Below are 12581 nucleotides of genomic sequence, written 5' to 3' on the forward strand. Positions count from 1 at the left end.
AAATGCCCAGGATAAAAAAATACATAGACCTTAAGCTCATCCTGCTCCTTGCGGGGTTTTATACCCTCTTCGGGATCATATACATTGGGAAGATCGCCTATTTTCGCCATCATTTTTCCCGTGGGAATGAAGAGTCCTGGAGGGATATCCTGCTATATACTATCCTCATAGACTGGCTGGTGGTGGTCATTTATATGAGCCTTATCGCGATAAGTACAAAGCGCCTGCTCAACAGGAACTACCCCTGGGAAAAGATCATTATCATCCACACCGTCCTATCTATATTAATAGGTTTCTTTATAAGGGTAGCATTCGACCTTTTTGGGATACTTTCAGGCTATATTGACCCGGCAGAATATGAGGTGCAGGAAAGCCTGCACAGGTTCATGTCTGTTATTGACGTTAATTTCCTCATCTATTTTGCGATGGTTTTTATCATTTACACCTACTATTACCTCAAGGAAGTCAAGGAGAATGAGAAGCAGCGAAATTTGCTGGAAACAAAGCTGGTCAACACCCGTATGAAAATGCTCTCCTCGCAGTTGCAGCCGCATTTCTTGTTCAACACCCTTAACAGCATTTCTGTCCTGGCAGACCTGGATCCTGCAAAGGCCAGGGATACCATTGCAGACCTTAGCGACTTCCTGCGCGAGATCCTGTATAGCAGTGATGAGAATGAGATCACCCTGGAGAAGGAGCTAAGGACCCTTGAGTATTATCTAAATATTCTTAACGTGAGGTTTTCAGGAGATCTCAGGATTCGAAAAGAAATAGATGAAAGCCTGCTGCATAAAAAAGTTCCTGCCCTGGTTTTACAACCGCTAATAGAGAATTCCATAAAACACGGCTATAATTATGACCACCCGGAGCTGGAGGTGGTAATTACTGTTAAGGCTGAACGTAAGGAACTTGTGATCAAAGTAGAGAACAACGGCGCAAGTCTCACTGCCGGTTCTTCAGATCTTATGCTGAAAGGGCTTGGTCTTGCCAACTTAAATGATCGATTAAAAAACCTCTATGGAACGAGCTATTTTTTTGCAATAAGAAATAAAGCCGAAGCCGGGGCAGGGGTGGAGACGGTGGTGAGGATACCGCTGTAGGCAACACGTTCAAAATTTCAAATTCCACCAAATGTCAGGAACCAAATTCCAAGCACCAGGCACCAAGCACCAAATTCCAAATTTCAAATCATTGTTGTCCGGTAAAAGAGTCTGGACCGCTCCGCTGCTAGAATATAGAACCTAGACTAAAATCTGAGTGCCTGGAAAATAGTTACTTACATTCTGCTACATAACTTGAAATTCCCTAAACTGTTTTAAATCCAACCCCCCCTGGTCGAGGTTGATATATCCTTTGACTATATATAGAAAGGGTTAATTGAAATTTTACATATTTTAATCGGACAACAATGATTCCAAATTCCAGAAAGCAATCAGAAAGGGTAAAACAGAAAAAGGTGAAAGTATTACACTACTTTGCTCGCTTTGTTAGCTTTTTGTTTTCACATAATTCAATCTCCCGCAGTGCCCACCCCGCCTTTCAGGCACCCCTCCGCAGGAGGGGAATCGTCTAAGCTTAACTCCGAGCAACTCCTTTTTAGAACTCCCTTTAACTCTGTGTTTAAGCAATAATTAACCTCGAAGAAGAAAAGATTAACCTTACCACCTACAACCAAAAACTGACAAAAAACAACCTTTAACACGCGAAGACTTCCACTCACCACTTTCCACTTTTTTTTAACCTACAACCTACAACCTACAACCGACAACTTTTTTCAACCTACAACCTACAACCTACAACTTTTTAACCGTTCCAACTTTCCACTTCTATGTTGTAAACCAAGTTCCAGAAGCTAAAAATTTCATAAATTTAAGTCATAAATCCGAAGAGAAATTGAGCTCTGCTGGAGAGCAACTCAACAGCAATAGGGTTTATGACGATGAAAAAAGTAGAGCCCCTTCTTGTTAAGGGGTTTTACAATTATTCAATGTCGGGTATGGCTAAGAAAACTCACGGTCTTCATAGCTTACCTGGGGTGCCCGGATGTTGTAATTCTATAAAACAGCCTTCTATGAGCAGTCGATTTATCGCTGCAGTGTCTTGTTCAGCATTAAAGAATAATGAGCCGTAGTCTCTCCGATAACAGTCGCAAAATCGCTGCAGTGGAAAGTGAACGGTCTCATTGGATTGAAATTTTATAGAGATTATACAACTTCTAATTTATATAGTTCTTTGTTCTTTAGAACAAATCGTATTCTTCTTAATAGCTTTTTTGCAATTCTAATGATTGCTTTATTTGGCATTAGACCTTTGTGACATAATTCGGCATATCTGCAAGCTAATGCAGGATCCTTTTGAACCGCTATCCAGGAAGCCTCTATTAAAAGTGGTCTTAAAATAACCTGAGCTCTTGAGGTAATTTCGCCAACACTTTCTTTTTCTCCAGAGGATTTTGTGGAAGGAACAAAGCCTATAAAACTGCAAAGTTGATCAAAAGTTTTAAACCGATTCATATTCTCTAATTCAGTTAAAAAGGCCATAGCTATTACCAGTCCGATTCCTGGTACACTCCGAAGCAGTTTCACATCTTGTTCATATCTGCTGGTTCTGGAGAGTTCAGTTATTTGTTTTGTAATGCATTTTTTTTTCTCAGCTAGTCGCTCATAATCCTCCAGCAATCCATTTAAAGTTAGCCGTAGAGACAAACTCAAGTCAATTTCTTTTAACCAATTTATCAATCTTTTCGGCCACCTCCCTTCTGGGATATCTTCTGGTACTTTGAGGCCATTTAAATTGATAAACGATCTTATTCTGTTTTTTGTTCTGGATAATTCCTTTACAACAGTATTTCTATACCTGCAGAGACTTCTGTCATCTAAACACTCCTGGGAGGGAACATAGATGGGAGTAAGATCTCTATTCTGCAAGGATTTTGCAATTTTTCTACTGTCCCTTACATCTGTCTTCTGAACCTTCTCTTTAATGGTCGTAGGGATATCAGCTGCATTGACCACAATAGAATTAATCCCTAATTTAAGAAGTTGATAATGAGGCCAAAATCCAGCAAATCCAGCTTCATAGGCACTAAAATAGTTTCCTCCGGGAAATTTCTTGTCCAAATAATGCCGGAGAGTCTCTGGACTTGCAGGTGCATTAAAGGTTTTGGAAAATAGCCCCATCATTGTCGTAATATTCCAGCTCTTTTTATGAGTGTCAATGCCCACAAAAATATCTTTGCCCGTATAGTCTAATTTTGTAACTTGCTTTTGCATAAGTTTCAGTTTTAGAGTTAGTTATCACCTTTAAATTACTCTACTTTTCTGAAACTTGTGCTTTTTTATACAAACATAGGACCTCTCCACTTTCCACTCTCCACTTTTTTCAACCGACAACAGATAACCGATAACCGACAACTTTTTATCCTACAACCTACAACCTACAACTTTTTTTAAACCGACAACCGACAACTTTTAAAACTCTCCACAGTTCCCGGGTTTTTATACTAAGAGACTTTTATCACAATTTATGAAATAAGATCAACCCGGGGTTTGTAACAAAACCTATGAGGTATCGTCTTAAAGTTCAGGGATAAGTGTTTATTCTTGTGTATACCAAATTAATGAGCTGGTTATCCAAATTTGAAAGATTTTATATTGAGGTAAAACAGAACAGGTGGGTCCTGTGGTTTTCCTATTTTAACAGGGTGGCCTTAGCTGCAGGGTTTATCCCCGCCGGGTTTGTGAAGATCTTTGATGAGCGCTTTGCCAGTGGTTTATCGATGATCCATCCAATGGGGACCTATTTAACGGCCTTTTGGAATACCGGGTATTACTATACTTTTGTTGGGGTAGCGCAGGTAGTCGCTGCTATTCTGCTGCTCATCCCCAGGACCGTAACTCTTGGCACCTTGCTTTATTTTCCAATAATCCTGAATATTTTCATTTTGTCCTACGCTGTAAGGTTTGACGGCTCCTTGCTTACATCCCCTTTGATGACCCTATCCTGTATCTTTCTTCTTTTCTGGAATTATGACAGGCTAAAGTTTATCCTTCCCATTAGGGACCCCCAACCTGTGAACCTTCCCAAACCAATTATCTATACAAATAGGTTCCCGTTGAAATTCTTTTTTATAAGTGCTGTTTCTTTTGTGCTGGTGATAGCTTTGGTTTTTACTACCAACAGTTTTTTGGTGATGCCCCGGAATACTACCTCCTATTGTAACGAACAATTTGAAGGCACAAATCGCTCTGCCGCCGGTGCTGCTTTTTGTGATTGCGTCCATAACCAGGGCCAGCCACTGGACACCTGCCTGGAAGAATATGAAATGGCAGCAGATGATTGATTGGTGGTGGGAAAATATTTTTTATTGGTGTAAAATGCAGGATTATATAATCCCCTGCAATAAATAGAAGGAGGAGGCAAGAGGAGTTAGTGGAGAAGGAAAAAATGCACTTTACTTACAAAGCGGCAGAATTTAAATTTTACCTGGAGATGTTTGGACATTTCTTTTAGTTTATTGAGCAGGTCTAAGAATTAACTAGAATAATTATTTCAGGGGTGTCGTTTTTTGCCCGGTTGCATTTTAGAGAAAATTTTTAATAACAGCTTCAGGTTATGGTTTAGTAAGTGCACTTTATTATCATAATATTATATTTAAATACCTTCACACTACCCTGCAACAACTAAATTTCAATCCAGTCCTTATATTGTAAACCCAAAACTTAAAGAATGAAAAAAAAGATCATCTTCCTTATCATCATTGGTCTCATTGCCATCCTTTCCTACCAGATACGCTCCTTTGAATTTGTTTTGCTCGCAGTTATTCTATTATCCCTAATATTTTTGATCCTTGCCGGTATTATTCATGCTTTTAAGAGGATGAACCGGGCATATTTTAAAATTCCGGTGATAATTATATGCATTTCCCTGGCCGGTATCTTTGTTTCACTCTTCCGGCCCTATGAAAAAGCGGTATTGGAAAGTGGTACAGTGAAAGAAAAGTTAGCATATGCTTATGCTACAGATCAAGGTGACCGGCAACAATTGAGATCGTATTCAAGGCTCCTTGGTAAGCTTGAGCAGAGGGATGAGGAAAGGTTAGCGCAGGTAATGAGCCTTCATCAACAGGATCAAATCATTAAGCCGATGGATAAGTTTTATGCGGCCTTTATTTATCACCACAGCGATAACAGCAAGGATTATAGAATTGCTTCCCAACTCGCTGCAGCCGCTGCACAGGATCCTGCATTAAAAGATCACTACCAAGCCCAATGGCTCGCCAGGGCAGCTTATGACAGGTATATGATCTCGATTGGCAAAGAGGAGAAGTATGGTACGCAGAATACCTTTTCCCTGGAGATGGAATGATAAATTTAATTTTTCCTTTCGTATTTGTATATTCCTTAATACAGGGTAAGCCTTCAATTTAAACTCTGATTGTTCCGGAATTTTCTAACTTTAAAGAAAATTCCGGTATCACGCGTTTTTTAAGGAACAAGGAGGATGCTGGTTTTTAAACCAGGCGGCAAACATCAAAATTCGGAATAGAAAAAATTATATGCAGAAAATTCCCGCGGATCATACTTTTTACAAAAGATCAAGAAAGAAGCAAAATAAGATCCTGCTCCTTATAGGCCTTGGCGCTCTCGGGTTTAATCTTCTCATGCTTTTAATTTCCATTTTTACGGGCTGGTATCTTTTAGTGCTATTTACTTTTGCCATATCCCTTTCTATTATAGCACCTTTCTTTGATACACCCCAGATGGTGAAGAATGGCAAACTCACCTATTTCTCTTCCCTTTTCCTGGCAGAAACCGAAAGGAAAGCTGCAATAGTTATACATGGGGGGACCCTGTTTGATTATTTTTTTGTTATTGACAGAGATCTTAATGGGCAACAGCGCACAAATCTCATCCTGCAGAAGTTTATAGAAGGGCTTCTGCATCTCACATCTTCCTATCATTCGAAGGACGCCGGAATAAGAGTAAAAGGAACCAGTTATATTCTGAATGAGCGAACACTGGAGAAGGCCGGGTTCACTATAGTAAAAACAGATGTTTTACAATATGTGATCCTCATCTGGAATTACTTTAACCTTACTCTTTCTCTCTCACTTGCCAAAGCAAAACTCACTTTTCCCAACCTTGGCAGGGTGGTTACTTTTGAAGCAGAACTTTCCTCCCTGATGGATAGAAGGTCTTACCTCGAAAGTTTAAACACCCGGCTCACTACTGTCCGGTGAAAGAGTCTGGACCGCTTCCGCTGCTAGAATATAGAACCTGGACTAAAATCTATGTCTATAGAAACAGCGCTTTATCCAATTTTAAAAAGCGTGATTTTTCCTAAATCATTTTAGATCCAAAACCACCCCCTTGTTAAGGTTGATAAGTATTCAGACAATATACATTAAGGCTTAAGGTGAATTTTAATTATTTTAAGCGGAAACCAATGATACCCCACTTAAAAACTGAAAGACAGCAGGATCTGTAAGATTTAATCCGGAAACATTTTTAATTTTTATGCATCTCCCCCTTTTCTGATTTTGATGAAATAAGAAAATATCCTTGGTTTAATGGGTACAAAATTTCAGATAAAAATTTAATTCGAGCCCTTGAATTTCCTATTTTAGAGATTAAGAGAGATTCCTATTTATTAATATTAACCTATCCCAGTTATGGCTGAAATTAAGACCAAAGTAACTGATGCGAATGTGAATGACTTCATTCAGGATTTTGCAAATACTGAACAAAAACGCGCAGATAGTTTTGAATTAATAAAAATTATGCGGGAGGAAACAGGGTGGGAGCCTAAAATGTGTGGCCCTACCATGATTGGATTTGGGACCTATCATTATGAATCTACAAGGAGTAGTCAAAAAGGTGATTGGTTCCAGGTAGGCTTCTCTCCCAGAAAAGCTGCTATTTCCCTGTATGTATATAGCGGGGGGAGGATCAAAAGGATCTTCTTAAGGACCTGGGAAAATATAAAATGGGGAAGGCGTGTATTTACATCAATAAGTTATCTCATATTAATGAGGAAGTCCTTAGAAAAATAATAAGATCTACTTTAGAATTCATTAGTAAAGAGTACACATAAGGCTAAATGTTAAGATGTAGAGTAAGTACATTGTTGAACTTATTGCAAAACGAGACCGGTAAAAAGATCATTTCAAATTTAATTATAAGGATTTTTTTGAAAATTTATTAGAAAACTAAATTATCCCCCCGGTAAATAATATAATTTATAATATTTTAGCAAAATCCTCTCCAATGAACTGGGATATGATGTAGAAGTGGAGGAAGAGAAGAATAGCAACTCTTTCCATTTTACAAGTGGGGCTTAGAGGGGCGGAGCCGTGAAAGTTGGCTTAAGTGTCTATTTTTTCCATATATGGCTGCCAGGTAACCAGTAAATATTTCTTTTTGCCATTTTCCATAACTGAATGGAACCCGAATTCGTAGACGAAAAAATAGATATGGCCCTTTTTGTTTTTCCAGAAATGGGTGAAGTATCTTGGATTGAAACCTTGTTCCAGTAGAATTGCGGCTCTTACAGTTGCTTTCCCGGGTTTGTTATAGGATTTTAATAATTGTCTGTTCTTTTTTAACTGCCGGTCTACTTTTTTGTAAAAGCTGCTAGGGTTGTTTTGAAGTTGTTCATAGTGGTAAGCGCTTTTACAATGAGCATCACAAAATTTTTGGTCTTTTCTTCCTAGCAGGACCTCATTACAATTTAAACAAAGCCTATTCTCTTTCATAACAGTATCTTATACGAATAATATACGCATAATTTACTTTTATGGGATGATCTTCAGTTAATTTTATTCCATAAAACTTTGCCATGGAAAAAAAATATATTACCCTAAAGCATTTATTAATAGGAAAGCAAAAATGCATAGGCCTGCAGTTCTATACAGACAAGGTCCTGGATGCGCTGGTGAAGGATTTGCCGGGGGTACAATGGAGCCAGGAATTCAATATGAACTTTATACCCAACACTCCGGGGAATTTAAAGTTGATCTACAGCCATTTTAGAGGAGTGGCCTGGGTGAATTCCAATTATTTTTTTCCGAAAAGTGCTTTTGGGAGGCAGAATGAGGAATTTGATGTTCATTGGTTTCGCAACAGGAAGCCGGTGGAAGGAGTGAGATCCTGTCCAGAAAGTTATTTGTCCAAGCTGGAATTAAAGTGTTATGCCAACAGTACGGTGAGGACTTATATTTCCTGTTTCGAGGCATTTATAAATCATTATAAGGACAGGGAGCTGGCAGACCTGGATGAGAATGACATACGCATGTATCTTCAAAAGCTAATAAGGAATAAGGCGTCCCATTCTCATGTGAACCAGGCTATCAATTCCATCAAATTCTATTACGAGGTGGTCCTGGAGATGCCCAACAGGTTCTATGCCATTGAGCGGCCAAGGGTAGAGGAGAAGTTGCCCCAGGTGCTGGCCAAGGAGGAGGTACATGCAATTATTGCAAATACCAACAATCTTAAACATAAATGTATCGTAAGCCTGCTATATTCTGCAGGTTTAAGAAGGAACGAGGTGCTGAATTTGAAACCGACGGATATTGATGGGAAAAGGATGCTGATTCGTGTAAAATCTGGAAAAGGTAATAAGGACCGTTATACCTTACTTTCGGAAACCTTACTGAAGGAACTCAGGGAATATTATTTAAAATGGCGGCCATCTGTTTTTCTTTTTGAAGGGCCCCTACGCAGCAGGTACTCGCCAGAGAGCGTGGCCTGTATCGTAAAGAACGCAGCTAAAAAAGCAAAGATCAAAAAGAACGTTACACCACATATGTTACGGCATTCATTTGCCACGCACCTCCTTGAGAGCGGAACAGATATAAGATACATACAGGTTCTGCTGGGACATAAAAGCACAAAAACCACAGAAATTTACACTCACGTGGCCACAAATGTTTTTTTTAACATAAAAAATCCCCTAGATTCGTAATCACATAACATATTTAAATGTAATACTGCATTTATTGAAAAATAAACTTTATTATTTTACATTGTAAATGTAAAATTACATTTATACGTACGTTGTGAGCAATTACTCCCGGAATTTAATAAATGAAGACAATATGAAATTCTTTTTAATCCTGCAGACAACCAAGCTCGATCAATTGTTTTATTTATATAAAAGGGTTTTCATTGCAAATACGATAAAAATATTTTCCTTAATAATGATCTCTTTTAATTCGTATTCTCAAAAGTATATAGATACTTCGTCAGTGAATAATGTTAGAGAAGAATGGCGTATTAACGAAAATAGCTCGGACAGCACCTTGACTGAAATACTTACTGAATACCAAAGTGGGATTATTAAACAAGAATTTCCAACACCAGAAGAAGAATCAAAATATGGATTTTATAGTTTTTATGAGAAAGATAGTTTAGGCAATAAAATTTTTCATATACAAGCTCTCAATAGTGTCTACAGCACTTATTTTTATAGTAAAGAAGATCAGCTGGATAGTATAATATCTTACGTAGATGAGAAAAAAATAAGGAAAGTATTTAACAATACAAATTCAGATACATTGCCAAATACTCAATCAGGTTTAAAAGGAGAAACTTTCATTTATGATAAGAAAAATCGCTTAGTATTTGAAACTAATACGTTTGAAGATATAGAATATCAATACGGTGAAAAAGAGATTACAAAGGAGATCAAGTACTACAAAGGCCATAAAATTATAAAAGAACAGACCCGGTATATTTATGATCTAAAAGGACGTTTAATGGAAAAAATAGTGGAATATCCAGGTAATAACCAGATGGTTATTCGCACCCTTTACAAATACAATTATCCTGAATACAAAAATCCTTGATTTGACTAACCCACCTGTCATTTTTCAAAATTAAAAACAGCTCACAACATTAGTAACCGTTGCACAAGCCTCTAATTCTGCAAAATCAATTTGAAATAAGCCTTTTTCAGGAACTTTAGGCTTCAATTCAGAATCTTAATAACTCAAATGAAGTTGTCTTACAGGTAAGTTTATAAGCTCCTGGAGGAGGTTTTTAAAAGGCGAAAGCGAAGCAAGCTGTCCTGCTCCCGATTTTACCCGTTTTGTTGTGAATTTCAGATATTTTTTGAGGTTATATGCAATGGCGGCCAGGTGCATACATTTGTTTGCCTGGCGAATTCCGATGGTGTTTATTTTCCGTAGGCCCATAAATTCCTTGAGAGTTCCGAAGACAGGCTCCACCGTGCTTTGGCGTTTGCCTTTCATATAACGGCCGCGCCTGCTTTTTATTCGTTCAATATTCCTGTCATACTCCTCGCGATATGCGGTAATGTTGATCCTTTTTTCGTGGCTTTTCCCGATGCAGGCGGTTTTTATGGGACAGCCTTTACAATCTGCTCTTGTAGTAAAATAATTATCCTTTAGGTTTCCGTTTTCCATTTTCTGATTACGGTGAGTTACCTTTTTCCCATGGGGACATAGCCAGTAATTCCCTTCTTTGAAATATTGGAATCCTTCAGGCCCGCCCTTGTAGGTTCCGTGTGGAGGAATGTAAGTGGTGAGACCTTTGTTTTCGAAATATGCATAATTTTCACCGCTGCTGTAACCGGCATCTGCCAGTACATTTTCCCAGATGAGGCCTTCCCGGCGAAGACGTCTGTTTAATCTCCCGGCGGTGTCCTGAAGGTATTTAGTGTCTTTTTTATCTGCGTGGTAGGCTTGTACATCTGTTATCACATTTGTCCTGGTATCAACGGCGATGTTGCACAGATAATTCAGTTTCCTGGCCTTACCGGGTTTGACACTAATCCGCGCATCGGGATCTGTAGGGCTGTAATGGGTTTTGTTACTGGTGTATTTACTGCCTTTGTTTTTTGCGCCGGGTTTCATATCCTGGTCTTCGCTCCATCTTTTGTTTCGGCTCTTGATTTCCTGTAGTTCAGATTTACTGGCCGTTATACTTTGTTGTTCTTTAGGAGCTTTGTTCCCTTTGGCCTTTCGGTCACTGCTGCTTTGCACACGCAGCTTTGAGAGATGCTCCTCGAGATCTTCTGCCGGGACTTTAAGCTCCAGGCTATCCATAGAAGCATTGGCTTTTACGGGAGCTGAATCTATAGCCTGTGTATGGCCGCTTACAAGTCCTGCTTCAATGCATAATTTCAATACCCGGGTAAAGACCTCTTCAAAAATATCATCGGGAAAAAGTTTACGGGTACGGCTTATGGTGCTGTGCCAGGGAAGTTCCTCATCGACATCATATCCCAAAAAATAAAGGATGTCCAGTCGCATGGCGCAGTGGTCCATCACGCCACGATCTGTAGTGATATTCTCAAGATATCCCACCAGGCAGATCTTGAAATACACCACGGGGTCGATACTTTTTTGTCCGCTCCCGCCGTAGAATTTTTGAGTAAGCGGATAGAGGAAATCCAGGTTAAGGGCTTCCTTTAATCTGCGATAAAAATTTTCTTTGGGAATTCGGTCACTCAACCTAAACGAAGTGAAGAGTTTTTCCTGATAGTCTTTTTTGCCTTGCATTCCATGAAATTACCTAATTTCAGTAACTTGTGCAACAGGCACATTATATAAAAACAATGCTTAATTTGGTCTCGAATCGAAGTTCCGTGCTCGCTTGCTCAGCGGATTGTCCTGCGGACAATCACTCTCGCCAGCTCGCACAGTTTTTATACGAGACGTTGTAAAACATTAGAAAAAACAAATGACTAAACAAATAACCTTTCTAATTCTGACTTTCATAAGCATTAACCTATTCGGACAAAATGCGAAGGAATTAAATGAACAATCGAAAGATTTCATTGAATCTCAACAATTTGCTAAAGCCATTCCTTTACTAAAAGAAGCAGCGGACTTAGGCGTTGCGGAGGCACAATACAATTATGGTGTTTCACTTGAGTTTGGGTATGGAATTGAAAAAGATATAGACTCTGCTATTGGATGGTACCAAAAAGCTGCCGAACAAGGCTGGAATGATGCTCTTTACAAAATGATGATGGCTTACGCTAACGGGGTTGGTGTATTACAAAGTAATCAGAAAGCGTTCGAATATGCTCTTCAATGTGCAGGGAACAATGACATAACCTGTATGTTCAATATTGTTGGTGCTTATCAAGACGGTTTAGGCACAGAGAAAAATCTTGATAAAATGTTACAATGGGCAATAAAAATTGGGAAACTGGAAAACCCGGAAGATTTAATGAAAAGTGGGAAAATAACTTCTGCTCGTTTAAATCTGGCTTATATGTACAGAGACGGATTAAACGTGGAAACGGATTTATTAAAAAGCTACTCCTGGTTCCTTATTTACAATGAGTTCAAGAGAGACTTTTCTATTTTACAGCAACAATCTGTAATTAATGAAATAAAGGAATTAGAAGAAAAATTGACCCCTGGACAAATTGCAGAGGCAATAAATCAAGCTGAACTTATCATCAATAGACCTTTAACCAATATTGCAAACCTTTACGAAACGAGTAGATAAAACGTTTTACAACAACGTATAAAAACAATGCTTAATTTGTTCTTGAATCGAAAGTCTGTGTTCGCTTGCTCAGCGGATTGTCCTGCGGACAAT

11 protein-coding genes are annotated in these 12581 nt (G+C 38.7%); 8 read left to right on the forward strand and 3 right to left on the reverse strand.

The genetic code is table 11. The features are described 5' to 3' along the window. The first annotated feature begins 2 nt into the window (after positions 1 to 2). Positions 3 to 1100 (forward strand): sensor histidine kinase, encoded by a 1098-nt coding sequence (locus FHG64_RS15805; protein WP_139067307.1) that lies wholly within the window; start codon positions 3 to 5, stop codon positions 1098 to 1100. Positions 1101 to 2204: 1104 nt separating this feature from the next. Here the strand turns inward: FHG64_RS15805 and FHG64_RS15810 are convergent. Then, complete coding sequence (locus FHG64_RS15810) at positions 2205 to 3272, reverse strand: IS110 family RNA-guided transposase (RefSeq protein ID WP_139065601.1); 1068 nt, start codon at positions 3270 to 3272, stop codon at positions 2205 to 2207. Positions 3273 to 3619: 347 nt separating this feature from the next. On the opposite strand from FHG64_RS15810, the gene FHG64_RS15815 reads away from it, so the two are divergent. The 4 genes from FHG64_RS15815 to FHG64_RS19645 all read left to right on the forward strand — a co-directional run bounded on the left by FHG64_RS15815 (position 3620) and on the right by FHG64_RS19645 (position 7095). Next, positions 3620 to 4342: a DoxX family protein gene (locus FHG64_RS15815; protein ID WP_139067308.1), complete on the forward strand. Its 723-nt coding sequence runs from the start codon at positions 3620 to 3622 to the stop codon at positions 4340 to 4342. Positions 4343 to 4728: 386 nt separating this feature from the next. Then, complete coding sequence (locus tag FHG64_RS15820; RefSeq protein ID WP_139067309.1) at positions 4729 to 5367, forward strand: hypothetical protein; 639 nt, start codon at positions 4729 to 4731, stop codon at positions 5365 to 5367. 190 nt (positions 5368 to 5557) lie between these two features. After that, positions 5558 to 6241: a hypothetical protein gene (locus FHG64_RS15825; RefSeq protein ID WP_139067310.1), complete on the forward strand. Its 684-nt coding sequence runs from the start codon at positions 5558 to 5560 to the stop codon at positions 6239 to 6241. Between the two features lie 746 nt (positions 6242 to 6987). Beyond that, positions 6988 to 7095, forward strand: a complete 108-nt coding sequence (locus tag FHG64_RS19645) for a DUF1801 domain-containing protein (RefSeq protein WP_246054151.1) — start codon at positions 6988 to 6990, stop codon at positions 7093 to 7095. Positions 7096 to 7366: 271 nt separating this feature from the next. Here FHG64_RS19645 and FHG64_RS15835 read toward each other — a convergent pair whose 3' ends face one another. After that, on the reverse strand, positions 7367 to 7756 hold the full coding sequence (locus FHG64_RS15835) for a hypothetical protein (RefSeq protein WP_139067311.1): 390 nt from the start codon (positions 7754 to 7756) through the stop codon (positions 7367 to 7369). An 83-nt stretch (positions 7757 to 7839) separates the two neighbouring features. Between FHG64_RS15835 and xerA the strand changes: the two genes are divergently transcribed. Then, positions 7840 to 8967: a site-specific tyrosine recombinase/integron integrase gene (gene xerA, locus FHG64_RS15840; protein ID WP_139067312.1), complete on the forward strand. Its 1128-nt coding sequence runs from the start codon at positions 7840 to 7842 to the stop codon at positions 8965 to 8967. Between the two features lie 235 nt (positions 8968 to 9202). After that, entirely contained in the window at positions 9203 to 9850 is a 648-nt protein-coding gene (locus FHG64_RS15845; RefSeq protein WP_139067313.1) for a hypothetical protein, read from the forward strand. A gap of 135 nt (positions 9851 to 9985) precedes the next feature. Here the strand turns inward: FHG64_RS15845 and FHG64_RS15850 are convergent, their stop codons facing one another. Next, entirely contained in the window at positions 9986 to 11527 is a 1542-nt protein-coding gene (locus FHG64_RS15850) for an IS1182 family transposase (protein ID WP_218937521.1), read from the reverse strand. A gap of 181 nt (positions 11528 to 11708) precedes the next feature. Here FHG64_RS15850 and FHG64_RS15855 point away from each other — a divergent pair, with 181 nt between their 5' ends. Continuing rightward, positions 11709 to 12488, forward strand: coding sequence for a tetratricopeptide repeat protein (locus FHG64_RS15855; protein ID WP_139067314.1), 780 nt, complete (start codon positions 11709 to 11711; stop codon positions 12486 to 12488). The last annotated feature ends 93 nt before the right edge of the window (positions 12489 to 12581 follow it).

The sequence above is a fragment of the Antarcticibacterium flavum genome (assembly GCF_006159205.1).
GTDB lineage: Bacteria > Bacteroidota > Bacteroidia > Flavobacteriales > Flavobacteriaceae > Gillisia > Gillisia flava.

Bases quoted from the DNA above. Each gene is read 5' to 3' on its own strand.
- FHG64_RS15835 (WP_139067311.1), bottom strand. From the start codon at position 7,756: ATGAAAGAGAATAGGCTTTGTTTAAATTGTAATGAGGTCCTGCTAGGA.
- FHG64_RS15845 (WP_139067313.1), top strand. From the start codon at position 9,203: ATGATCTCTTTTAATTCGTATTCTCAAAAGTATATAGATACTTCGTCA.
- FHG64_RS15820 (WP_139067309.1), top strand. From the start codon at position 4,729: ATGAAAAAAAAGATCATCTTCCTTATCATCATTGGTCTCATTGCCATC.
- FHG64_RS15815 (WP_139067308.1), top strand. From the start codon at position 3,620: ATGAGCTGGTTATCCAAATTTGAAAGATTTTATATTGAGGTAAAACAG.
- xerA (WP_139067312.1), top strand. From the start codon at position 7,840: ATGGAAAAAAAATATATTACCCTAAAGCATTTATTAATAGGAAAGCAA.
- FHG64_RS19645 (WP_246054151.1), top strand. From the start codon at position 6,988: ATGGGGAAGGCGTGTATTTACATCAATAAGTTATCTCATATTAATGAG.
- FHG64_RS15810 (WP_139065601.1), bottom strand. From the start codon at position 3,272: ATGCAAAAGCAAGTTACAAAATTAGACTATACGGGCAAAGATATTTTT.
- FHG64_RS15850 (WP_218937521.1), bottom strand. From the start codon at position 11,527: ATGCAAGGCAAAAAAGACTATCAGGAAAAACTCTTCACTTCGTTTAGG.
- FHG64_RS15855 (WP_139067314.1), top strand. From the start codon at position 11,709: ATGACTAAACAAATAACCTTTCTAATTCTGACTTTCATAAGCATTAAC.
- FHG64_RS15825 (WP_139067310.1), top strand. From the start codon at position 5,558: ATGCAGAAAATTCCCGCGGATCATACTTTTTACAAAAGATCAAGAAAG.
- FHG64_RS15805 (WP_139067307.1), top strand. From the start codon at position 3: ATGCCCAGGATAAAAAAATACATAGACCTTAAGCTCATCCTGCTCCTT.